General features: G+C 57.0%; 24 protein-coding genes. 7 read left to right on the forward strand and 17 right to left on the reverse strand.

Annotated elements, in window-relative coordinates; translation table 11 throughout:
- Positions 1–24 precede the first annotated feature (24 nt).
- Both NQ014_RS03345 and NQ014_RS03350 read left to right on the forward strand, forming a co-directional pair.
- A complete protein-coding gene (locus NQ014_RS03345) occupies positions 25–2,184 on the forward strand; it encodes a fructose-specific PTS transporter subunit EIIC (RefSeq protein WP_257073729.1) in 2,160 nt (719 codons plus the stop codon).
- Positions 2,185–2,324: 140 nt separating this feature from the next.
- Positions 2,325–2,597, forward strand: coding sequence for an HPr family phosphocarrier protein (locus tag NQ014_RS03350; protein WP_016422625.1), 273 nt, complete (start codon positions 2,325–2,327; stop codon positions 2,595–2,597).
- Between the two features lie 91 nt (positions 2,598–2,688).
- On the opposite strand, the gene NQ014_RS03355 is transcribed toward NQ014_RS03350, so the two are convergent.
- The 5 genes from NQ014_RS03355 to NQ014_RS03375 form a co-directional block, all read right to left on the reverse strand.
- The gene (locus NQ014_RS03355) at positions 2,689–4,032 is read right to left on the reverse strand and encodes a uracil-xanthine permease family protein (RefSeq protein WP_257073730.1); all 1,344 of its coding nucleotides are present in this window, start codon (positions 4,030–4,032) and stop codon (positions 2,689–2,691) included.
- 116 nt (positions 4,033–4,148) lie between these two features.
- Positions 4,149–5,756 (reverse strand): GTPase HflX, encoded by a 1,608-nt coding sequence (gene hflX / locus NQ014_RS03360; RefSeq protein WP_257073732.1) that lies wholly within the window; start codon positions 5,754–5,756, stop codon positions 4,149–4,151.
- A gap of 75 nt (positions 5,757–5,831) precedes the next feature.
- Entirely contained in the window at positions 5,832–6,149 is a 318-nt protein-coding gene (locus tag NQ014_RS03365; RefSeq protein WP_141739556.1) for a FeoC-like transcriptional regulator, read from the reverse strand.
- Between the two features lie 102 nt (positions 6,150–6,251).
- On the reverse strand, positions 6,252–8,237 hold the full coding sequence (feoB, locus tag NQ014_RS03370; protein ID WP_257073733.1) for a ferrous iron transport protein B: 1,986 nt from the start codon (positions 8,235–8,237) through the stop codon (positions 6,252–6,254).
- A 43-nt stretch (positions 8,238–8,280) separates the two neighbouring features.
- Positions 8,281–8,538, reverse strand: a complete 258-nt coding sequence (locus NQ014_RS03375; RefSeq protein WP_083310822.1) for a FeoA family protein — start codon at positions 8,536–8,538, stop codon at positions 8,281–8,283.
- Between the two features lie 280 nt (positions 8,539–8,818).
- Between NQ014_RS03375 and NQ014_RS03380 the strand changes: the two genes are divergently transcribed.
- Positions 8,819–9,598 carry a hypothetical protein gene (locus tag NQ014_RS03380; RefSeq protein ID WP_257073736.1) on the forward strand — a complete coding sequence of 260 codons (780 nt, stop codon included), beginning with the start codon at positions 8,819–8,821 and terminating at the stop codon, positions 9,596–9,598.
- 61 nt (positions 9,599–9,659) lie between these two features.
- Here the strand turns inward: NQ014_RS03380 and dapF are convergent, their stop codons facing one another.
- Genes dapF through NQ014_RS03395 form a run of 3 tightly spaced genes read right to left on the reverse strand, consistent with a single transcriptional unit; the run spans position 9,660 to position 12,289 of the window.
- Complete coding sequence (dapF, locus tag NQ014_RS03385; protein WP_257073737.1) at positions 9,660–10,583, reverse strand: diaminopimelate epimerase; 924 nt, start codon at positions 10,581–10,583, stop codon at positions 9,660–9,662.
- 31 nt (positions 10,584–10,614) lie between these two features.
- Positions 10,615–11,541 (reverse strand): tRNA (adenosine(37)-N6)-dimethylallyltransferase MiaA, encoded by a 927-nt coding sequence (miaA, locus tag NQ014_RS03390; protein WP_373467700.1) that lies wholly within the window; start codon positions 11,539–11,541, stop codon positions 10,615–10,617.
- 43 nt (positions 11,542–11,584) lie between these two features.
- Positions 11,585–12,289, reverse strand: coding sequence for a hypothetical protein (locus tag NQ014_RS03395; protein WP_257073738.1), 705 nt, complete (start codon positions 12,287–12,289; stop codon positions 11,585–11,587).
- A 161-nt stretch (positions 12,290–12,450) separates the two neighbouring features.
- Between NQ014_RS03395 and NQ014_RS03400 the strand changes: the two genes are divergently transcribed.
- Positions 12,451–13,815 (forward strand): DUF349 domain-containing protein, encoded by a 1,365-nt coding sequence (locus NQ014_RS03400; RefSeq protein ID WP_257073740.1) that lies wholly within the window; start codon positions 12,451–12,453, stop codon positions 13,813–13,815.
- A gap of 164 nt (positions 13,816–13,979) precedes the next feature.
- Here the strand turns inward: NQ014_RS03400 and NQ014_RS03405 are convergent, their stop codons facing one another.
- The 5 genes from NQ014_RS03405 to NQ014_RS03425 all read right to left on the reverse strand — a co-directional run bounded on the left by NQ014_RS03405 (position 13,980) and on the right by NQ014_RS03425 (position 18,681).
- Positions 13,980–14,729, reverse strand: a complete 750-nt coding sequence (locus tag NQ014_RS03405; protein WP_257073742.1) for a hypothetical protein — start codon at positions 14,727–14,729, stop codon at positions 13,980–13,982.
- Positions 14,722–16,269, reverse strand: coding sequence for a tRNA (N6-isopentenyl adenosine(37)-C2)-methylthiotransferase MiaB (gene miaB, locus NQ014_RS03410; protein WP_257073744.1), 1,548 nt, complete (start codon positions 16,267–16,269; stop codon positions 14,722–14,724). Before miaB ends, NQ014_RS03405 begins: the two co-directional genes overlap by 8 nt.
- Before the next feature lie 106 nt (positions 16,270–16,375).
- Positions 16,376–16,984: a regulatory protein RecX gene (locus tag NQ014_RS03415; protein WP_257073745.1), complete on the reverse strand. Its 609-nt coding sequence runs from the start codon at positions 16,982–16,984 to the stop codon at positions 16,376–16,378.
- 43 nt (positions 16,985–17,027) lie between these two features.
- Positions 17,028–18,131 (reverse strand): recombinase RecA, encoded by a 1,104-nt coding sequence (gene recA, locus NQ014_RS03420; protein WP_049170952.1) that lies wholly within the window; start codon positions 18,129–18,131, stop codon positions 17,028–17,030.
- A gap of 316 nt (positions 18,132–18,447) precedes the next feature.
- Positions 18,448–18,681, reverse strand: coding sequence for a DUF3046 domain-containing protein (locus tag NQ014_RS03425; RefSeq protein WP_005509697.1), 234 nt, complete (start codon positions 18,679–18,681; stop codon positions 18,448–18,450).
- Positions 18,682–18,761: 80 nt separating this feature from the next.
- Here NQ014_RS03425 and NQ014_RS03430 point away from each other — a divergent pair, with 80 nt between their 5' ends.
- Genes NQ014_RS03430 through NQ014_RS03440 form a run of 3 tightly spaced genes read left to right on the forward strand, consistent with a single transcriptional unit; the run spans position 18,762 to position 20,732 of the window.
- Positions 18,762–19,379, forward strand: coding sequence for a biotin transporter BioY (locus tag NQ014_RS03430; protein WP_257073746.1), 618 nt, complete (start codon positions 18,762–18,764; stop codon positions 19,377–19,379).
- A 34-nt stretch (positions 19,380–19,413) separates the two neighbouring features.
- Complete coding sequence (locus NQ014_RS03435; RefSeq protein ID WP_016422609.1) at positions 19,414–20,115, forward strand: energy-coupling factor ABC transporter ATP-binding protein; 702 nt, start codon at positions 19,414–19,416, stop codon at positions 20,113–20,115.
- Positions 20,112–20,732: an energy-coupling factor transporter transmembrane protein EcfT gene (locus tag NQ014_RS03440; protein ID WP_257073747.1), complete on the forward strand. Its 621-nt coding sequence runs from the start codon at positions 20,112–20,114 to the stop codon at positions 20,730–20,732. The genes NQ014_RS03435 and NQ014_RS03440 overlap by 4 nt, the downstream gene beginning before the upstream one ends.
- A gap of 5 nt (positions 20,733–20,737) precedes the next feature.
- On the opposite strand, the gene NQ014_RS03445 is transcribed toward NQ014_RS03440, so the two are convergent.
- The 4 genes from NQ014_RS03445 to pgsA form a co-directional block, all read right to left on the reverse strand.
- On the reverse strand, positions 20,738–21,565 hold the full coding sequence (locus NQ014_RS03445) for a PspA/IM30 family protein (protein WP_048733488.1): 828 nt from the start codon (positions 21,563–21,565) through the stop codon (positions 20,738–20,740).
- Positions 21,566–21,706: 141 nt separating this feature from the next.
- Complete coding sequence (locus tag NQ014_RS03450; protein WP_016422607.1) at positions 21,707–22,141, reverse strand: helix-turn-helix domain-containing protein; 435 nt, start codon at positions 22,139–22,141, stop codon at positions 21,707–21,709.
- 51 nt (positions 22,142–22,192) lie between these two features.
- On the reverse strand, positions 22,193–22,735 hold the full coding sequence (locus NQ014_RS03455; protein ID WP_257073750.1) for a nicotinamide-nucleotide amidohydrolase family protein: 543 nt from the start codon (positions 22,733–22,735) through the stop codon (positions 22,193–22,195).
- A gap of 24 nt (positions 22,736–22,759) precedes the next feature.
- Positions 22,760–23,326, reverse strand: coding sequence for a CDP-diacylglycerol--glycerol-3-phosphate 3-phosphatidyltransferase (gene pgsA, locus NQ014_RS03460; RefSeq protein ID WP_048733493.1), 567 nt, complete (start codon positions 23,324–23,326; stop codon positions 22,760–22,762).
- Positions 23,327–23,352: the final 26 nt, after the last annotated feature.

The following is a 23,352-nucleotide window of genomic DNA, read 5'->3' on the forward strand; positions in this document are numbered from 1 at the left end:
CTAGATAAGGAGCATTAGAAAACCATGTCTTCTTCGGCAGATTTTTCCGCTATAGCATCAGACCTAGCCGATGAGTCGACAGTGTTCCTTGACCTAGATATCGGTCCGCAAAAGGAGAAAATCCTTAACTACCTCATCGCTAAAGCTGTAGAGACCGGCCGCGCCACCGACAGCAACGGCATCGTCGCAGCAGCCCTCGAACGCGAAGAGAAGGCCCCGACAGGTCTGCCGGGAGGGATAGCCATCCCCCACTGCCGCCATGAGGACTGGTCGAAGCCGACCCTGATGTTTGCGCGTCTGACCAGCGCAACAGAATTCACCACGCCAGATGGGCCGGCGGACCTGCTCTTTTTCATCGGTGTCCCATCTAATAACAGCGATGTCCACGTCGATATTCTAGCTGCACTCGCAAAAGCACTTCGCGATAAGGGGTTTCGCGCAGCTCTTCGCGGTGCTGAAGGCGATGAAGAGGCCGCCCGGATCATTAGCGAGCACATCACCAAAGCGCCTCGTCGGAAAGCGAAAAAACCTCCGACGAAGACCAATATCGTCGCCATCACAGCCTGCCCCACGGGCATCGCGCACACTTATTTGGCAGCCGAAGCGCTCACTGGCGCGGCTGAGAGCATGGCTGATCTCACACTAACTGTAGAGACGCAGGGCTCGGCAGGAACCCAGGAAGCCCCCGCAGAGGCAGTTACCCGGGCCGACGTGCTAGTAATCGCAGCCGATATTGGGGTTACGGGGCTTAAGCGGTTCTCTGATAAGCCACAGCTCAAGGTTCCTATTCGCAAGGCGGCGAACGAGCCAGCCGAAGTTCTACAACAAGCGAAGGAGATGGCAGAACAGTCTCGTGTTCGCGCATATGACCGCAAGGCTCCGAAACCAAAAGAGGACAACGACCAGGATTCGCCCCCTCAGCCTGGCAACAGCGGCACCGCCACAGCCACCGAGAGCGCGCAGACAGCCTCTGAGGAATGGGCTCGGGGATCGTCGTTAAGCGGCCAGAAGAGCATCGGACACTGGGTTCGTGATGCCATTATGACCGGTGTCAGCTATATGGTGCCGTTCGTGGCCGCATCGGGGTTGTTGATTGCGCTGGGATTCCTCGTCGGCGGTCATCAGGTTGGTGCAGTAGCTGACGCCGTGACTAGGGATTTGCGGCTGCCGGAGATTATCGGACTCGATGCCCCGATTGCTGTGCCGACACAGGATCTCGGTACTGTGCTAGTTGACCGTAGTGGGCTGTGGCTGTATCTCGGTTCGGCACTTTTTGCCATTGGCAACCACGGCATGCAGGTCATTGTGGCTGTAATGAGTGCTTATATCGCCTTTGGCATGGCTGGCAGAGCCGGCATTGCACCAGGCTTTATTGGCGGTGCCATCGCGGTCACGGTTGGCGCCGGCTTCCTTGGGGGCCTGGTGACAGGCATCCTGGCGGGACTAGTTGTAGCCCTACTGTTGAGGCTGAAAGTCCCGGACTGGCTGCGACCGCTGATGCCGGTTGTCGTGATTCCTATGCTCGGCGCTATGTCCGTTGGGCTCACCATGTACCTGCTGCTCGGGATGCCGCTAGCGTGGCTGATGACGGCTCTGCAGCAGTGGCTGCAATCACTGGATACGACGGCGGCGTTCCTGTTCGGTGGTCTTCTCGGCGCAATGATGTGCGTGGATATGGGCGGAATGATCAACAAGGCTGCTTATCTTTTTGCCGTCGCAAACATCGCCTCAGCAGATCCCGCATCATGGAAGGTCATGGCCGCTGTGATGGCGGCGGGCATGGTACCTCCATTGGCTACATCTCTGGCAGTTGTGCTCCGACCAAAGCTGTTCAGTTCGGCGGAGCGTCAAAACGGCAAAGCGGGCTGGGTGCTCGGTGCGGCCTTCATTTCAGAGGGAGTGATTCCCTTCGCCGCCGCAGATCCGCTACGTGTGATTCCGTCGATTGTGATTGGCGGTGCCGTCACCGGTGGCACCTCAATGGCTTTGGGTGCGGCCACACGTGTTCCGCACGGAGGTATTTTTGTGCTGTTTGCAATCGACAACCCTGTCGCATGGCTTACTGCAATCGTCTTGGGCAGCATAGTGGCAGCAATTCTCGTTGTGGCAGCTAAAAGCCTGTGGCCGCGGCAAGTCAGCACCGATAATCAAAACCTAGAAGCAGACGTTTCAGCGGAAGCGTAGTTTTTACCGCACCGGCTGGTTTATCCCAACGAGCATTTCTACGATTTTCAGCAAACATTCCCCAACCCATCCGGGCAACCTATTAAGCTCAGAAATGGCATCGAGGAAATCGAGAAGCAGAAAGGCAGGATGCCGCTCGCATGGTTACTCAACATGTCCACGTCGGCTCCAAGGTGGGTATTCATGCCCGCCCTGCAACGGTCATCGCTGAGCGTGCCTCCCGTTTTCAGGAAGAAATTCTGGTCGAGCTCCTTGACTCAGACGAGCCCGACAACGAACCGGCCGATGCTTCATCCTCGTTGATGCTCATGGCACTCGGGGCCGAATTCGGCGATGAAGTCACTGTGACCAGTAGCAACGCGGTTGCGGTAGAGAAAATCGCCGAACTCATCGCCCAAGATCTGAGCGATTAAAAGCAATCAGCTTAACGACGAAACATCGTGGCAACGGTCACGTGGTTCCGTCGTTAAGCATTCGTGCGAGATTCTGCCCTAGACGGGTGGCCTACGAGCGGTTCTCGCCGATGCGGTTGTAGAGCCAATTCAAAATTGGATAGCCGATAATAATGCCGACCGACCCCCAAGCAATGCCCTCCAGCGTCAGCGAACCAATGTCGAGGGTGAGGTTGCCGATACCCGCAATCAGCGCGGTGGCGGCAGCGGTGAGATTAACCGGGTTGTTGAAGTCGACCTTTTCGTCCATCCAGATGCGCACACCGAGCAAACCGATCAGGCCGTAGAGCACCATCGTTGCCCCACCGAGCACGCCGGTAGGAATGGTCAAGATGAGTGCGCCGAACTTTGGAATGAAAGCCAGTGCAATGGCGGTGAAAGCTGCCACCCAGTAAGCTGCGGTCGAATAGACACGGGTAGCGGCCATAACACCGATATTTTCAGCGTAGGTAGTGGTACCAGAACCACCAGCTGAACCGGCGATGGTAGTGGCTAGACCGTCTGCAATAAGAGCATCGCCAGCGATGTCATCGAGGTTTCGGCCGGTCATGGCAGCAACAGCCTTGACGTGACCGACATTCTCTGCGATGAGTACTACGATGACGGGCAGACCAATCAGCATCGCATTGAAGTGGAACTCCGGCGCGTGGAATGCGGGCAGACCAATCCAGGCGGCATTGCCGACAGTTTCTGTAGCCTCGGGCGAGAGATTTCCAGTGGCAGCGGCGAAGACCCAGCCGATTAGTACGCCGATAAGGACACCCAGACGGCTGACCATACCGCGGCCAGCGACGGTTGCGAAGACAATGGATGCCATCGTGACAAATGCGACCAACGGCTGAGTGGCGAAGTTCTCCGTGGCAGCAGGCGCCAGGTTAAGTCCGATGAGAGCGACGATGGCACCGGTTACTGCAGGTGGCATCACTGCATCGAGGACACGCTTGCCGGCGAACTTTACAACGCAGCCAACGAGCATGAGCGCGATGCCGGCGCAGAGCACGACACCGAGCTGAACACCAATACCCTGCGCCTGTGTCGCGGTCAATGGTGCGATGAAGGCAAACGACGAGCCCAGGTAAGAGGGCAAGCGATTTCGGGTGATTAGCAGGAAGACAATCGTGCCGATACCCGAGAACAGCAGTGTGGTATTGACTGGGAAACCAGTCAACAGCGGCACCAGAAGAGTTGCACCAAACATGGCAATGACGTGCTGTGCGCCAATGCCAATTGTACGAGGCCAATCGAGGCGTTCGTTGGGAGCCACCACGGCTCCCGGTGCAATCTTTCGACCGTCACCGTGAATATTCCAACCGAAAAGACGGCCACGTTCGGCGTTTTCAGCAGGCGGATTTGCGGAGGTTCCCTGTTGGGTCTCCGCGTCAGAAGTAGAATTCATGGTTGTAATGCTAGTGGATGCCCACCGCAGATCACGCCACGGATACCGCATTAAACCCAGGACTGCCGGAGCTCTTTGTCGCTCTCCCTATTCCGACTCCCCTCGCCCTATTCCAACTAGGCGTCGTTGCTACTATCCTCATCCGCATCGGCCGTGAAGCAAGTATTCTCTGCAGATTCGATGTGGTATGCCGACAGTTCATCCGCGAGGCTAGTGGGCAAACGCACATCCATCTGGGTGCCTTGCTCCGTCCATGTCTCCGACAGCACGGTCGCATCTTCGTGGAGCATGGAGACAATATTGCCCTTGTCATAGGGAATCAACATATGGACGTGAGACTCCAACTCATTGAGAGCAAGCTCGAGTCGGGTCTCCAGTTCACCAATCCCCTCACCCGTTCGCGCAGAGACAAAAACCGCATCATCGAGCTGGTGGCGCAGTTGCGCCAGGGTAATGCCATCGGCCTTGTCCACCTTGTTGACTACCAACAGCTCGGGCGGAATCTCGGCCTTCTCTTCCTCCGCGATTTCGGTGATGACTTTGTTGACAGCCTTAATCTGCTCCAGCGGGAATGGGTCAGAGGAGTCTACGACGTGCATGATGACGTCGGCTTCGAGCACCTCTTCCAAAGTCGAGCGAAAAGCTTCAATGAGCTGCGTCGGCAAGTGGCGAACAAATCCGACCGTATCGGTCATAATCACCGTGCGACCGTCGCGAAGCTTGGTGCGACGAGTCGTCGGATCCAGCGTCGCAAACAGCGCATCTTCCACCAGCACACCAGCGCCTGTCAGTGCGTTGAGCAACGAAGACTTACCCGCGTTGGTATAGCCGACAATTGCCACGCGCGGCAGGTGTCCAGCCTTACGACGTGCGCGTTTAATCTCACGCGCAGTCTTCATGCCAGCCAATTCCTTGCGAATCCGCGCCATATCTTGGCGTAGTCGCTGACGATCGGTTTCGATCTTAGTTTCACCCGGACCACGCAGACCCACGCCGCCGTTGGAGCCCGCGCGACCACCAGCCTGACGCGATAGGTTGCCGCCCCAGCCGCGCAGACGCGTGTACAGGTACTGCATTTGTGCCAGCGAGACCTGCGCCTTGCCCTCCTTGGACTTCGCGTGCTGAGCAAAGATATCCAGAATCAGCATGGTGCGGTCAATAACCTTGGCGTCAAGCCGGTCCTCCAGCGCCACCAATTGGCCGGGAGACAGCTCACCGTCGCAAATAACTGTATCTGCGCCGGTAGAGGCGACAATATCGCGAAGCTCGTTGAGCTTGCCAGATCCCACGTAAGTACCAGGGTCTGGCTTATCGCGGCGCTGCAGCACCATCTCTAAAACTTCCGAACCTGCAGTCTCTGCCAGTGCGGCGAGCTCCTCCATCGCCACTTCGGCTTCCTGAAGGGTCCCGGACGTCCAGACACCGAGCAGCACAACGCGTTCCAGCCGGAGCTGACGGTATTCGACCATCACTTCTTCAGACTCAGTATGTGCTACTGACCTGGTCAGCCGGCGCAGAGAGGATCGCGCCTCCAGATCCAAATCACCGACGGTAGGTTCCCTTTGCGTGCCGACGTCCGTTGCGAACGCATCTCCGGAGGCACTATCGGCGTTTTCGCCAGCATCGTTAGCGCCGATGAAAAAATCGTCCATCTCGTGCGAGGTGCGAGCTTGCTGCGACGTGTCGTCGCTGACCTCATCAAAGTTGTTGGAAAAATTCGTCATACTAGCTGCTATTGTCGCATGACAAGCCAAATTCTCCGCATTGTGTGCGGAGAATACCGAGCCGAAGCTCAAGACTTAGGCTGCAGAAGGTGGCCTGCGTGTCAGAACCAGTGCGACCGGACCACTATTAGAACTACCGCCAGCACACGTACCGCTGTCGGACATTCCACAGTTGGAACAACCTCCGCCTGGGCACATGCCACCGAGGGATTCCCGGCGCAGTTGGCCGGTGTGTTCCATGCGGTCAAGGATGAGGTCTACCGTTGCTCGCTGCAGGCCAGTGATTTCGCAAATCTTGCGTCGGGAGCTAATGCCCTGCGCAATTGCATCCTGAACGGCTTCTGAAGGCCGACGAGTAACCGTCGTATTCTTCCTGGCTCTAAAGAGTCCCACGGCGATAGCTCCTTTCCATATCGCGATTCTTGTTGGATCTGATTTCTAGTTTGCAAGTGTGACTTAGTAGCTTTGCCGAAGCTACTAGGAATCAACGAGGCTTTACAGGAACAGCTTCAACCCTTGGAAAACAATCACGGCCAGTGCCCATGCAACGACCAGCTGCGCTAGCAAACCGAAGCCCGTCCACTTCAAGCCGATCTCTCGACGTTGTGCCGCGAGCGTAGCCACGCACGGTGTGTAAGCCAGCAGGAAGATCATGTAGGCCCAAACTGCTGCCAATCCGTGTCCATCGGATGCATTGTCAAAGTCACGTCGAATATTCACCGCGAGCGGGCTGGAGGCCTGTTCGCTCGAATCGGAATCGGTGACGTCCTCCACTGCATAGGTCTGTGCCCAGGTAGAAATGACGGCTTCCTTGGCCACAAAGCCCGTCACCAACGGACCTGTCAGAGACCATGTACCGAAACCTGCCGGGTTGAACACAGGAGCAATAGTTGCGCTGACTGCACCGTATGCGGAGTCCTGCGGTGCTAGATTTTCATCGGCAAAGGAGTGCCCGGAGACAACCGGAATAGACATCAGTAGCCATACGACGATGACGGTGCTGACGATGATTCCACTAGCGGTCTGCAGGAAGCCCTTCAGACGCATCCACATCACAGATAGTGCCAGCCGTGCGGTCGGAAGCTGGTAGGTTGGCAGGTCAATGACCAGCGGTTCCGACGGCATCGTGCGCCACAGGGTCTTACGCAGTGCAAGGCCGGTCAGAACGATCAGCAGAATCGAGATCACGTACATAGCGAAGACGACTGTGCCCGCGTGTTCCGGGAAGAACACCGCACCCAACATGACATACACGGTTAGGCGCGCCGAACAGGAGGTAAACGGAACCAGTAGAGCCGTCAAAATGCGGTGGCGCGGATTACTCAGCACACGTGTTGCCGAAATCGCTGGCACATTACAACCAAAGCCAACAATGAGCGGAATAAATGCCTTACCCGGAAGACCAATTGCACGCATGACACGGTCAGCCACCACGGCTGCACGCGCCATATACCCTGAATCCTCGAGTACTGCGAGGCACAGGAACATGAGTGCCATCAGCGGAACGAAGGTCAGCACCATGCCGACACCACCGATGATGCCGTTTACAAGCAGCCCGGTGACAATCGGATGGTCCCATCCCACAGCTTCTAATCCACGGGTAACCAAATCTGCGAAATTACCGGTAATAAGGGTTTCCAAACCGTCCTGCAACGGTGCTGCTACCGTCGTCGTGATTTGGAAGACTGCCCACATAACTGCCAGGAACACAATCGGTCCGAGCACCGGGTGAAGAACCACGTTATCAATGCGGTCGGAGAAAGTCTGGCGATCTTCCACCCCGCCCGTAGATGCCGCAACCGCCGCATCAATCGCGGCAAAGCGTGCGTCGTCCAGGCGTTCAATCGATTCACCATCGACCTGGCGAATCGGTGACGACACAGAACTACATCCGTCCAGAGCCGCTGCTACCGCGTCGGCCAACCGCGCCATTCCCGCTTTACGACGGGGATCCAGCGCCACCACCGGCATCCCCATAGCTGACTGCAATGCGTCCGGATTCACATCGATGCCCTTGGCCTTGGCAACATCTAGTTTGGTCAGAGCCAGAACGATGCGCTGGGGCTGTTCCGCCAATTCCGCGGCCATGTAGAGACCACGGCCCAGTGCCGTGGCGTCGACAACGACAACGACGAGATCCGGGCGTTCTTCTTCCGGTTTCTCGATGAGCATCTCGCGAGTGAGCTCTTCGTCCGGGCTCATGGCATCCAGCGAGTAAGCACCCGGGAAATCGATGACATCGTACTCAGCGGCATCGGTCTTCCACGCGCCGCGGCTGACCTCTACGGTCGTACCGGGCCAATTGCCCATCTGCGCTTTCGCACCAGTCAAACTATTGAACAGTGTTGACTTACCGGAGTTCGGTGCGCCGACTACTGCGACAACAGGTGCACCATCCTTTGCTGGTGCTCCGCCACTGCATGCATGGCAGCTGGGCGTGGATGCGAATTTTCGCGTTGAGGAATCCGTAGGTGTTGTCATTGTTTACTTTCAGAAGGGAGGTGAGAAAAGAGATGTAGGGGACCTAACCCGCGACGGACATCTTGTGCAGCGTGCTGGCATCGATGGCGTAGCGCGTTGCGCCAGCATGGACGATTCGCCCACCGCCGCTGGTGCTCCGTCCCACAGTGACACTCATTCCAGGCCGAAGCCCCAGTTGCGAAAGCCTGCGGCACAGGCGCTCATCCACATGCGACGCTCCCAGAGTGACGGTTACCCCCACCGGGACGTCGGCAAGCGACTGAATGTCATCCGACTGTTTTCGAGACCGCAATCCGAGCATGAGAAACCTCGCTTATATAGATAAGAATTAAGCTAAGCAAATCGTGTTTACAGAGATGAGCTTACTCTTAGGCATGCCTAAATGGAATAAACCCGGCACACCTAAGGAAAGTTATTTATGCCACACTTAACCTTTACCTATTTGGCGTGGCAGAATTGTTAGCCCCATCCGAATAGTTGCCGCGGCGTGCAGGAATGGTTCTAGGTACCCCAGAGCACAATGTGCTCACGTGCGATTCGTTAGTTCGCAGATGAAGATATGGGAAGTATCATCGAAAAGTATGACTACTGACTTGCGAAGCATTGGCATGGACTACCCCAGCTGGCGAGACGCGATGGAAGCCGCGATTGCCAGTGACAATCTGTCGGTCATCGGCGAGGTCCGCGGTGGCCAGCTGGTCCGTTTCGAAGATTCCTCTGGTGCGCGTCTGCACATCCTGGGTGTTGAACCATTTTCTACCTACGCCGGCTTCGCGGGCAGCCCGACCGTCACTGCCCATGTATCCAGCGTGGACGATGTCTTGGCGCTCGTGGAAATCGTCGAGGATGATCCCTCCTCGGATAACTTTGACAAGGTCATCGAGGTCGCTACCTGCCTGCTGTCACAGGGGCCAATGATTGTTGATGCCGGAACTCAGACTTTTGAGCATGTCGCGCTATCAGCTCTAGCAACTGATTTCACCCTCGACGCATCCAGCGAAGAGTACGAGAAGCGCACCGGGGCAACCCCGACAACATTGGACTTCGAAGGTGCTAAGGCAATTGTCGGAGATCAGGTCGGGAAGGCATCGCCTAGCGCAACCGTGAAACTGGCTGGTGTTATCAATAACTCCCGCAAGCATGTCAATGAGCTAACCGGCAAGAAGTTCTGGGTGCTCAACCTTGCTCTGCCGACTCCTATGGACGTACTTGTCCCCGGCGGCGACGAAGCTCCCCAGCCAGGCATGGTCGTTTCCGGTACTTTCTCACTGACCGGTGAGATCATTCCGCCTCAAGGTTGCGGAGGCGGCTGTGGCGATGGCGGCTGTGGTTGTGGCGACGGTGGCTGCGGCGGACACTAGTCCGCTGATTCCCCCACCGCTTCCACTACCCCGCTAGTGCTCCTGCAGCACTAGCTACCAGTCACAGGGCTTCCAGCTCAATATCGCCGAGCGTGTGAATCACGCTCGGCCCGGTCAAGGTCGCCGAGAAGTCCCCATCCGCATTGCTGGCCTTGTGGACATCCACAGTCACCACACCGCCGGGCACCTTGACTGTCACAGCCCCCTCAGTCCGGCCGGCATCGGCCAGCGCGGCAATAGCTGCCGCAACCGTACCGGTGCCACACGAGCGAGTCTCACCAACTCCGCGTTCAATAACTCGCATGGACACCGAATCAGAGGCATCCAGCGGGGTGACAATTTCCACATTGAGGCCGTTCGGGAACATGGCTTCGTCGGCACGCACTGGCTTCGCGACACTACCCGCCGCTTCCAATTCCAGCTCCGCCAGAGCGGCGGCATTTAGGCCAGGCATGACGCAGGCCAAATGCGGATTTCCCACGTCGACACCAATCCCGGCGAATTTCTGGGCATTGTTGCCCGAACCAATGAACGCAGTAGCGAGGCCGAGGACTTCCGGCTGGCCCATATCCACCCCAACGACCGCGTGCCTGCGGCTGAGCTCATCAATCGAAACAGCGCGCAGCCCTGCTCGAGTGCCCACCCGCAAAGTTCCGTCGACGACACTGTCCGGGCTGTGAATCGCGGCAATATAGTGTGCAAAGACGCGGACACCATTCCCGCACATCTCGGCAATAGAACCGTCACTATTGCGGTAGTCCATAAACCAATCGTCGGCTTTAACGCCCTCCGGCAATGCCGCCAAAACACCGGCATCGACGAGTTTCCCCGCTCGGGCAACCCGCAGGACGCCGTCAGCGCCAAGACCTCGCTGTCGATCGCACACTGCTGCGACCAGTGATTCGGTCAAATCAATCGACACCAAATCATCTGGAAAAATCAAGAAATCGTTTTGAGTACCGTGGCCTTTGGCGAATGAAACCATGCCCTTGATGCTAGCGGGAGGTCCGAATCTCTTACAGACCAAGTGCGGAAAACGCCTGTCCCGGCACGTCACCGGCAGCGTCTAGCCACGTGATTCGATGATCACGGTTGAACCAGGAGCGCTGACGTCGCACATACCTGCGCGTACCAGTAATCGTGCGTTCACAAGCCGTATCCAGGTCGTAAACCCCATCGAAGTAGTCCAGCACCTGCGCATAGCCGATCGCGCGACTAGCGGTCACACCTTCGCGCAACCCTTGCGCAATCAAACTCTCAGTTTCTTCCACCAGGCCAGCGGCAAACATGCCCCGCGTACGCTGTTCAATCCGCGGATTTAGCCATTCCGCCTGCGTGCGCAACCCCAATATGCGAGTGTTCCACCGCGGTGGCTTATCAATCGACGGCTTCGACGCTGCAAAAGGTTTGCCCGTGAGCTCGATGACCTCCAGGGCCCGGACGGTGCGCCGCGGGTCATTGGTCTCAATAATTGCCGCCGCATCCGGATCAATCCCTGCCAGCCGATCATGCAACGCCGCCGGACCGATCTCGTCCTGCACTGTCTCCCACTTCGCACGTACTTCAGGGTCCGTAGGTGGGAACTGCCAGTCGTCCACCAACGCCTGCACATACATCATCGACCCGCCGACAAGGATGGGGACTTTCCCCCGCGCGCGAATGGCCTCAACATCCGCGACCGCCTCACGCTGATACGTCGCCACACTCGCCGGCTGCGTCACGTTCAGCACATCGAGTTGGTGGTGCGGAATCCTCCGCCGCTGGTCCACCGACAGCTTCGCTGTTCCGATATCCATTCCTCGATAGAGCTGCATCGAATCAACATTGACGACCTCACCGCCAAGCTGCTCCGCAAGTACCAGCCCCAAATCCGACTTTCCCGACGCCGTCGGCCCTACCACCGCAATCGGCACCGGCAAGCTCTCACTCTCGAAAGCCGTCACTACCCAGTTCACACTCCTGCACAAAAACTAAAAACGCGCGCTCTTACTTCGCAACACACTGCCAGCTGGCCACGTGGTAACCGATGCCGTAAGGCGCCCTGTCATAGTAAGAACGCTTTACGACGGTCATTCCAGACCCCTTCCAGCTTTCAGCAGCTTTACTCAGCTGCTGCCATAACTCGGCTGCGTACGCGCCGGGAGCTGGAAACACAATATTTTCCACGTTAATACTTGAGCAGTCCTGACCAGCAATCAGACTGCACAGCGCATCAACCTCCGCTGCACCTTCAATTACGCCGACCGGGGAATCGTCCGCAAGGCCGAATGCGCCGTCGACAAGCACAAGCAGACGCGTGTGACCGGCAGCGAGTGCCTCAGCGATAGAGTCGAAGCACGTTGCCTGAATGACGCGGCCAGTGGGTCCTTCAGAATTCCGTCGCGCGTAGTCTTCGATAAGCCAGCGTCCCAGCAGCTCAGGTAATTCGGTTCCGCCTGACACCGTGACATCAACCCCATACGGAGAAAAACTGCCGGGTGCGCTGGTCTGGTGCGGGGACTTCGCCTGCATCCTGCCAGTGATAATAGCGACCGCGCCGGGCTCCCCGGGCTCGTCATGTCTCCACAGCGTCGCGACGGTTTCACGGGCATGACGGCGCAATTCCGTGGTGATAGGTGCAAAACCACCCAGCTCCTCGACGATGAGGAGCGCACGCGGAACGATAACAAGCCGAGGCAAACGCGAATTCACGTCCTCAACGCTACCGTGAGGGGCTAGTCGATGCCTTAATCCGGCGGTGTTACGCGCGCTGTGCCAAAATTTTTGGGATACTCGAGCACATACCGTAAGTGTTTGATGGCAGCCGTGTCGCGCGGCAGTTCTGCATGAAGATTGGAAGAGGTTTACCCACTATGACCGGTACCAGCAATTCCCCTAAGCCAGGTCCACGCCCGGGTCCACGTCCGGGACCTCGACCAGGCTCAATGCCGGCTCATCGTAAGGCCCCTGGAGCTACTCCAGCGCCTGCGGGGTCGGCCGCTGTGGCACATGCCGTCCACAATGATCCAAAGAAGTTTGGCCGCATTGACGAAGACGGCACTGTTTGGCTGGTCACCAGCGCCGGCGAACGCAATATTGGCTCCTGGCAGGCTGGCACCGTAGAAGAGGGTTATGCCCACTACGGCAAGCGCTACGAGGATCTGGCCACCGAGGTCGAGCTACTGGAATCTCGTGTAGTCTCCCACCCGCAGGAGGCAAAGACCATTTCTCACAACGCAGTTGAACTGCGTGAGAGCCTTGCCACCGCCACGGTCCTCGGCGATATCGATGCGCTGGATAAGCGCCTTGCAGAGGTCATTGCCACCTCCCACGTCGCAGAGGAAAAAGTCGCTCACGACAAGGCAGAGCGCCGTAAGAACGCCATCGCACGTAAGGAAGAGCTCGCCGCAGAGGCCGAAGAGCTCGCAGAGAACTCCACCGAGTGGAAGGTCGCCGGCGACCGTATCCGCGAAATTCTCACAGAGTGGAAGCAGATTCGCGGCATCGACCGCAAAACTGATGATCAACTCTGGCGCCGTTACTCCCGCGCGCGTGATTCTTTCAACCGCCGCCGCGGTGCCCATTTTGCGGAACTGGACCGCAACCGTGCGGCTGCTCGCCGCGTTAAGGAGGACATCATTGAGCGAGCTGAGGCCCTGAAGACCTCCACTGATTGGGGTGGCACCGCTGCTGCCTTCCGTGACCTGATGGCTGAGTGGAAAGCCGCTGGTCGAGCCCCACGCGAGGTCGATGACAAGCTGTGGGCCCAGTTCAAGGCCGCCCAGGATGAGTTCTTTGGTGCTCGCAACGCGGTCAACGAAGCTCGAGACAAGGAGTTCGAGGAAAACGCCGCGGCCAAGGACGCACTGCTGGCTGAATACGACGACCGCATTGATCCGTCCAAGGGCCTCGATCACGCTCGCAACGAACTGCGTCAATTGCAAGAGAAATGGGAGGCCATCGGCTTTGTGCCGCGTGGTCGTGTGCGTGAGTATGAAAACCGCATTGGCGCACTGGAAAAGCGCGTCTCCGATGCTGCTGATTCGCAGTGGCGCCGCACCGACCCCGAAGCACAGGCTCGCGTCCAGCAGTTTGCCGACCGCGCAGCGGAGTTTGAGCAGAAGGCCGCCGAACTCGAGGCGAAGGGCAAGGCTTCTCAGGCAGCCAAGGCTCGGGAGCAGGCCGAACAGTGGCGACAGTGGGCAGAGCAGGCCGCGGAGACTCTCAAGGAGCTCTAACAGAAGCTAGTTGTGTGTCGGGGAAGCAGGTTCTCGCTCTCCGGCGTCCGCAACAGAATTCTGGCTCAGCTACGCGCTGGCAACGCGTCGCTGGTTAAAAGAAAGGGGCTCTCTTCCGGAGTGGAAGAGAGCCCCTTACTTACTGCGCTAGTTAGAAAGTCTCACTACTCGTCGCTGACCTGTTCGGCCTTTTCGCCGGTCTGCTGAGAGACATTGTCCGCACTACTTCCCTGCTGGCGACGATTGCGTCGGCGAGCACGTTCACGGCGGTCGTCGACGACCTCAACATCCGTAGTCGTATTCGGTGTCAGGCCCGCCCGCAGGTAAACCTGCTGCGCGCGCAGTACCGGATCGGTGTCAGCGTGCTTGCGACGTTTCGTCGCGATTGCGAGCTGCTCCTTACTACGTCGGAAAGCGATGAAAGTCACGGAGATGGCCAGTAGAAAACTGCAGAAAATACCGAGCATCAGGCCGAAGGAAATACCCTCGCCGGCCAGTTCCTGTGGACGAGACTGACGCATCCAGCCAGCGAAGACTGAGTAGACCATCTGAATACAGGCAAAAAACCAGGTGACAAATGCGAGAATCGTCGTCCGCGTAATCAGCGTGGCAATAGCTAGCAAGACACCTACCACCACGAGAATGGAGTAAATTCGCTCCGGTCGAGTCGTGAAGTACTGATGCGCAACATCCGTATCCAGCAACACATCAAAGCCCAAAACGACGCCAGAGTGCGGAAGGAAGAAACTCGTAATGAGGCCGATGACGGCAACCATCATCGGAATCACCGCACGGCCGAGATCCAGCTCGCCAGCGGCCTTGCGTTCCTGAACCCGCAACGCCTGCGCGGATTCCACCGACTGCTCGCTAGTGGATTCCATATCACTTTCCGGCGAAGCCTTGTCACTACTCACAGCCGCATCCCTCACTTACACTCGTTTTCTCCGGGCGCCCAATCTTTGGCAAGCCCAGACCAACTCCAATCGGAGCGGTCGTCGGTGTCTGACCGACCTCTACATTATCCCCCGCCTTTGTGCGGCGGTGTGTGAGCACACCGGAGTCAGCAATGAGGAAGTGCGGTGCGGAGTCGGTCACGCGCACTGTCACGTAATCACCTGGGCGAATCTTGCGGTCGACGACGCCTGGTTTGCTTTCCGACGGGCTGAAGTGCACCAGGCGGCCATCCCGACTCCGACCAGACATGCGATGAGTCTCCGCATTCTTACGGCCATCGGACTGGCTGACCAGCAGCTCGACTTCCCGGCCGACTAGCTTGGCGTTTTCTTCCTCGGAAATACGCTCCTGAAGTGCTAGCAGCCGACCATAGCGTTTCTTCACAACCTGTGGTGGAACCTGATCCGCCATGGTTGCCGCCGGAGTTCCCGGGCGGGGCGAGTATTGGAAGGTGAACGCCGAGCTAAAGCGAGCCTTTTCCACCACGTCGAGAGTTTGCTGGAAGTCCTCTTCAGTCTCGCCTGGGAAACCGACAATGATGTCAGTGGTAATGGCCGCGTCCGGCATTTTTTCCCTAACCTTCTCCAGAATTCCCAGGAATTTCTTGGTGCGGTAGGAACGGCGCATGTCTTTCAGCACTCGGTCGGAACCGGACTGTAGTGGCATGTGTAGCTGATGAACCACATTCGGTGTCTCCGCCATAGCGTCGATGACATCATCGGTGAACTCAGCTGGGTGCGGAGACGTAAAGCGCACACGTTCCAACCCTTCAATCTGGCCGCAGGCGCGCAGCAACTTGGAAAAAGCCGAGCGGTCGCGTTCCATGTCAGGGTCGGCGAAGTTAACGCCATAGGCGTTGACATTCTGACCGAGGAGAGTCACGTCAGTAACGCCCTGCTCCACGAGTGCCTGTACCTCAGCGAGAATCTCGCCTGGACGACGATCGCGTTCCTTACCACGCAAACTGGGGACGATGCAGAAGGTGCACGTGTTATTGCAGCCTACGGAAATACTCACCCAACCTGCGTAAGTGGATTCACGCTTGGCCGGCAGCACCGAGGGAAATTCTTCCAGAGCATCCTTAATCTCGACTTCAGCCCGGTCATTATGGGCGGCGCGTTCCAACAGTGCTGGCAACGAACCCAAGTTATGTGTGCCGAAGACTACGTCCACCCATGGGGCCTTCTTTACGACGACGTCCTTATCCTTCTGGGCCAAGCAGCCACCGACGGCAATCTGCATGCCTGGGTGAGCTTCCTTGACTGGTTTGAGCTGTCCCAATGTGCCATAGAGGCGATTGTCGGCATTCTCTCGAACGGCACAGGTGTTGAAAACGACCAGATCAGGATTATCGCCTTCTGCAGCCGCTACATAACCGTTTTCTTCCAGCAAGCCAGACAGTCGTTCCGAGTCATGGACGTTCATCTGACAACCGAACGTACGTACCTCATATGTGCGTGGCGAAGACTGCTGCTGAGAGTTCAAAGAAGGGGTAGTCACGGCAGTTTAGGTTAGCTGTTTATGTCCCATTTCCCCAATCAGCGACCCCTTTAAACCTGACGGGTCCGCAGCCGGCGTGCTAATCCGGCGTGCGGTGGCACCGGCGCTAATCTGTGTCCTCTTCGAGTTCCCGGTATCGCTCTTCTAACTGATCCCGAGCAATGCTCATGGACAATTCAGAGGGGAAACCGCGCCGCGCCAGCACACCGACGACTTTGCGTAAATCCTTTTGCTTGGAGTTGAAGTCAGGTGCCGCTGTTTTAATAGTGGCCGCTTTCTTCGCCGCTAGCTTCCGGGCGACTTCTTCTTCCGCGTTGTGCGTAATCTGCTCCAACGCATCTGCACGAAGCGAAGCATCAATGCCCTTTTCCTGCAGCTCCCGGTTCAAAACCATCTTCGACTTGCCGCGACTGGCAAAGCGCTGCCGCACCCATTCGGATGCGAAAAGCTCGTCGTTAACCAATCCACTTCGGGTCAGGTCATCAACGACTTCTTCAATCATCGAGGTTGGAAACTCCTCGACTGCCTCGAGCCTTTCTACGAGTTCCTTGCGGGAACGCATTCGCTGATCGAGCAAGCGCAGTGCCTTAGCACGAATCGGGGCCTTGGATTCCTCCCGACCCGCATCGTAGAGCGAACTACCGTCAGCTTCCGCAATTTGCTGAGCAAGCTTTTCGATAGTCTCCCGCACATCCCGGCCGTTACGATCCTCCACGGTCCTCACTTTTCGTGTGTCGCGGCACTACGCCTCGAGCTAGCTAGTCTTCCAAATCATCGAAGTCGATGTCCGGCACGACATCGACAGGGGCATCGATATCGGTCTCGTCCTCGACCTCCGCGAATTCCCCGACACCGAGCTTCTTCTTGATCTTGACTTCGATTTCCTGGGCAATTTCTGGATTCTCGCGCAGGTGCATACGAGCCTTTTCCTTGCCCTGACCCAACTGATCGCCCTCGTAGGTAAACCACGAACCGGACTTCTTGACAATGCCGTTATCAACGCCCATGTCAATCAACGAGCCCTCACGCGAAATGCCCTCGCCGTAGATGATGTCAAACTCTGCCTGCTTGAACGGCGGCGACACCTTGTTCTTGACTACCTTCAAGCGCGTGCGGTTACCCACCGCATCCTGGCCGTCCTTCAACGTCTGAATTCGGCGTACGTCACAGCGAACGGAAGCGTAGAACTTCAGTGCTTTACCACCCGTGGTGGTCTCAGGAGAGCCGAACATGACGCCAATCTTTTCACGCAGCTGGTTAATGAAGATGGCAGTGGTGCCGGTGTGGGACAGCGCACCCGTCATCTTGCGCAGCGCCTGACTCATCAACCGCGCCTGCAGACCAACGTGGGAATCGCCCATTTCACCGTCGATTTCAGCCTTCGGAGTCAACGCGGCCACCGAGTCAACCACAATGATGTCAATAGCACCGGAACGCACCAACATATCTGTGATCTCAAGTGCCTGCTCACCGGTATCTGGTTGGGATACCAGAAGGTTGTCCGTATCTACTCCAAGCTTGCGCGCATAAACCGGATCCAGCGCATGCTCCGCATCAATAAAAGCGGCAATACCGCCCTGCCGCTGCGCCTCTGCAATAGCATGCAGTGCGACTGTGGTCTTACCTGAGGATTCTGGACCATAGATTTCTACGATACGACCACGCGGGAACCCGCCCAGGCCCAAGGCCACGTCGATAGCGATATTGCCGGAGGGAATAACCTGAATCGGAGGACGATTGTCGTCCCCCAGGCGCATAACTGCACCCTTACCAAAGTCCTTCTCAATATTCGCCAGAGCTACATCGAGCGCCTTCAGGCGATCATTGCCCTGGTTCGAAGCCGTAGCCTTCTTACGAGCCATAGTTCGTTGTTCTTCCTCATTGTCATTGTCGCGGTCATTGTCGCGTACGGTATCGGGTTCTGGAGCCGTACTCAGAGAATGTGTGTCCCGATTTTCATCCAAAACAGAAACTTCGCTCACACTTAATTAGGCGCGAAACTAGCCGTTCCGGTTCCAAATTGATCCGCGACACCTCTACTGCCGGTTACACCCGGAAGTTATACCGAATCAGACGGATTGACTTCATCAGCACTTTCGATAATATGCGAAACCCTGTTCGAATGGCAACGACACGCAAGAGCCGTCGGCAAGCATTCACCGTCGTCTACGCCGGAACCTATTCGTCAGGACCGTACCAGCGGTCTTCGGGAATATCGTGTTCCCTACACAGCGCCCACCAGATATCCCGAGGTTCGACCCCGTCCTCGAGCAATTCCGCGGGAGTTTTTCCATATTCCATCAGTACGTGGGAATGCAACAGCCACGGGCCGTGCTGAGGCCCAAATTCGTGGTTGACGAAGTTGTGAAAATCGGCCAATCGCATGAGACCAACGTACAAGATACCTGTCACTGATACCTACCTGGCCACCCTCTTTTCATAACCTCATCCCCGCTCCCCTGCCTGAACAGTGCTCAACCCAGGGGTTTAAGATGAGAGCTGTGAATAATTCCAAGGTATATGACCTCACTATTATCGCCGCTTTTGCAGCACTCATCATCGTGCTCGGCGGCATTGCCATTCCCGTTGGCGGACTAGGCGTGCCAGTCGTACTACAGAACATGGGCATCGCACTGGCCGGGATGATTCTCGGATTCAAACGCGGCGGCCTCGCCACTACCCTGTTTCTGGCCGTTGGTCTCGTGGGTGTCCCAAACATGGCGGGCTGGAAACCACTTCTCGCCGCATTCCCCGGCCCTACCGTGGGCTACATTGTCGGCTACTTAATTGCCGGTTTCACAATCGGCGCGATTGCCCAGCAAGCGCCACGGGCGAAGGTTTCACGTATCAGCGTCTTCATCGGCGCAGGCCTCGTCGGAGTTCTACTACAGTACTTCTTCGGATCTGTCGGATTGGCATGGCGTATGGGACTTAGCTTCACCGATGCACTGATTACCAATGTCCCGTTTATTCCCGGCGACGTGGCAAAGGTTGTCGTAGCCGCACTTATTGCTACTGCCGTACTGCAGGCTTTCCCTGATTTGCTTCCCGACGCTGCCAACCGTAAGCAAAGGCGTTTGGTTAAGGAAGCAGCCACCTCGGGCAATTAACCCCACAGAATTAGAAAGGGTCTCGAGTCGCACTATGCCCACCATCGCTTTTGACCGCGCGTCCGCAACCTATTCGGGACGCCAGATACTGAAGCCGACCACGCTAACTCTCACAGAGAACCGCATTGGCATTATCGGCGAAAACGGTGGCGGTAAGTCCACGCTGGTGCGACTCATTAACGGCCTGGGCCCGGTCACTGGTGGCACGGTCACGTATGAGGGCATGAATGTCGCAAAGCAGGCAAAGGCAATTCGCAAGAATGTCGGCTTCATCTTTTCTGATGCGGATAACCAAATTGTGATGCCGACAGTCGCAGAGGACATTGCCTTTTCACTACGCAAGCGAAAACTGCCAAAGGATGAGCGCAACCAGCTGGTGCAGGAAGCTCTTGAGCGATTTGGGCTCGCCAATCATGCTGACGCCTCGCCACACTTGCTCTCGGGTGGACAAAAACAGCTACTGGCGCTGGCGGCAGTGTTAATTCTTAATCCCACGACCATTATTGCCGATGAGCCCACTACGCTCCTTGACTTGCGCAATCGTCTCCACATTCGGAGTATTTTCGCCCAGCTTGAGCAGCAAATTATCGTGGTCACTCATGATCTGGATTTTCTTATGGACTTCGACCGAGTTATCCGTGTAAGCGCAGGAGAAATCGTCGACGACGGTGCGCCGAAGGAAGTTATTGACCGATACGTCAGCGATATGACTCGTGCGGAAGAAGGCCGCTCATGATTCATCCAGCCGATGTCCCGTTAGGGCTTTACCTAAACCATAAGTCCCCTGTGCACAGGCTCCCGACGGCCCCCAAACTCATCATTGTCATCGCATTTTTATTGCTCACCGGGATTCTCGTGGATACCTGGCTAGGCGGGGCGATCGCCCTGGCAATTGTCACCCTCGCTTATGCGGTGGCCAAGGTGCCACCCATGGTTGCTTTCCGACAGCTCCGTGGAGCCGTAGTCATTTTGGCGCTGCTTTCGCTTCTCCTGTGGTGGCGCGCCGGAGGTGAGCAAGCGCTGACGACCTTCCTCGCACTTCTCGCCGCAATCGCAGCGGCAATATTGCTAACGCTGACGACCCGCGTCAGCGACATCATGGATACTTTGACCGCTGCGATGCAGCCGTTCGCCCGTTTCGGCCTACCAGTCGACACCATCGCGCTCGCACTATCGCTGACGCTGCGTATGATTCCGCTTCAGGTTATGGCCGCTGCCGAGGTACTGGAGGCTCGAAAAGCCCGAGGGGCTACCGGCTCAATCATTGCCTTCGGCGTACCTGTGGTCATCCGAACCATTAATCGCTCGAAGGCAATGGGCGATTCGCTAATCGCACGTGGCGAAGGTGAGTAGGAGAATTAATTGCCCTCACGCAGCTGGCGCATGCGCTCAGCAACAGCAGGGTCAACGTTGGAGGCAGCGCTTCCCTCGATGGACTTCTGAGCCGCGCCACCAGAGAGCTCGTTGCCACCGTTCATTTCTGCGCGGATTTGCTCCAGGCGAGAGTGCCCAGCAAGCTGAACGCCTGCGGCCTCTACCTCAGCCATACGCCCCTGAACCGAGTTCTGAGCCAGCTCAGCCTGACCAAGAGCGTTAGCGTAACGACGCTCAATCTTGTCACGAACCTGATCCAGATTAGGTGTAGCCCCCGAAGAAATCTGATTCATCGACTGCAGGGACTCAGAGACCTTCTCCTGCATCTTTGCTTGCTCCAGCTGGCTGAGGAGCTTTGCGCGCTCCGCGACCTTCTGCTGCAGCTGCATGGAATTACGCTCGACGGCCTTCTTAGCCTGAGCTGCCTGCTGCAGCGACTGATCGTGCAGAGCCTTCAAATCTTCTACCGACTGCTCAGCAGTAACCAACTGAGCTGCGAAAGCCTCAGCTGCGTTCTCATACTCCGTAGCCTTGGCGGTATCCCCCTCAGCACGAGCCTTGTCAGCGAGCTGCAATGCCTGACGAGTGTTCCCCTGCAGCTTCTCAATCTCAGCGAGCTGACGGTTAAGGCGCATTTCCAGCTGGCGCTGATTACCAATCACCGCCGCTGCCTGCTGCGATAGTTCCTGGTGCTGCCGCTGGGCATCCTCGATAGCCTGCTGAATCTGCACCTTCGGATCAGCGTTTTCCTCAATCTTGGAGTCAAAAGCGGCCATCAAGTAATTCCACAGCTTTACAAATGGATTAGCCATAGCGTCCCATACACCTTTCTTATTGCAACTACCTCAAAGCAGGTCTGTGCTTATCGCGCACCCAATCTTAACTAAAGCCGAGCGTCTTCGGGTGCTAAGTACCCGAGCAATGGAATGAAATTCCACCGGCGCAACCAATTTCTACATCGCTGCCAATTCTGGGCTCGCCGAATGCAGAGCCATCGCTGTGGCCGCTTCCATCATCAAATCCGACACCGTCACACCAAGCGCCGCGCATACCGACGCCAGCAGCTCAGACGAGACTTCTTTCCGTCCACGCTCAAGCTCAGACAAATAACCAGGGCTAATAGCCGCATTTTCAGAAAGCTCACGCAGCGTCTGTCCACTGCGCGAACGGATATCACGCAGCGTCTCCCCCAGTGCCTCTCGCAGGAGTGGCTCACGGGATTCTCCCCGTTCCGCCAAATCCTGTGCCGTTAACTTTGCAACCGATCCAGGCTGCTCCCCTACAGCCACCCGCGCCGACGGTGCTGTGGCATCCATGGAAGCTTCGAAAGCGGCAGCGCTATCTACCTCTGGGTAGCGAATGGTCATAAGTGCAGTATTGTTGGTCATCACTTTCTCTAACGCTTTAGAAGGCCGACCTGTTCCCAATTTTCAAAAATTCTACTCACCGTCGAGATTCTGCAACAACAGTTCTAACGCCAATACCACTGCTTGACGACGAATCTCCGCGCGCGAACCCTCTTTATTCACCGGCAACCAAACAGCGGTTACCCCATCAAGGTCCGAAACCCCCGGCGGTTTCAGACCACACCAGACTTCACCTACTGGGTGCCCATCCTGCATGGCTGGACCAGCAACGCCAGTTAGCGAAATCCCCCAGTCCGCCACTGTCTTATTCGCCACTCCAAGTGCCATATACCGGGCCGTCAACTCGGACACGGGGCTATATGCGGCCAAAACATCCTTTGGCACGTCGGCAAGCAACGCCTTCGTGTCAGTGGCGTAGGTGACCACGCCACCGCGCAGAACGGCGGAGGCTCCCGGTACGGAGGCGACGGTGGCGCAGAGAAGACCTGCGGTAAGAGATTCTGCGGCTGCAAAAGTCTCTCCGCGGGAGGCAAGCGCTTGGACGAGTTGAAACGAAACGCCGTCAACAGCGTCATCGTTTTGGTCGCTCTGGGCGAGGTGTTCGACTGTGTTCACAGCTTTAACCTCCACTTAATTCCTCTACGAGACCTTACGCGCATCCACAATGTACTGGATACCCGTACCGACGGTGACGACGATGGCGGCAATCATCACAATCCAGGACGGCCAGAACAACCAGTCCACTGGCATCAGGAATAGCCCCACTGCTACAGACTGCAGGACCGTCTTTATCTTGCCGCCCCGAGAAGCCGGAACAACACGCCCCTGACGCAGTGCGAACATACGCCAGATGGTGATGCCACCTTCGCGAATTACGATGATGACAGTCACCCACCACGGCAGAATCTCGATGATATTCATACCGATCAGCGCGGCCAGCATCAGCGCCTTATCGGCAATCGGATCGGCAATCTTGCCAAAGTCGGTAATGAGATTACGGCTGCGTGCGAGGTGCCCGTCCAACTTGTCAGTCGCCATCAGAAGCGCGAAAACGACAAACGACCACCAGCGCCAATTGGTGGCTTCGCCGCCCTCCTGAAGAAGTACCCACAGGAATACCGGCACTCCGAGGATGCGAAGCACGGTCAGGAAATTGGGCAAGTTCCAGTTGGAAACACGGCTTGTATCAGCACTTGGAGCAGTCACAGTTGTTACCTTATCTCACAATCGTG

Source organism: Corynebacterium sp. 5QC2CO, assembly GCF_024580435.1.
GTDB lineage: Bacteria > Actinomycetota > Actinomycetes > Mycobacteriales > Mycobacteriaceae > Corynebacterium > Corynebacterium jeikeium_D.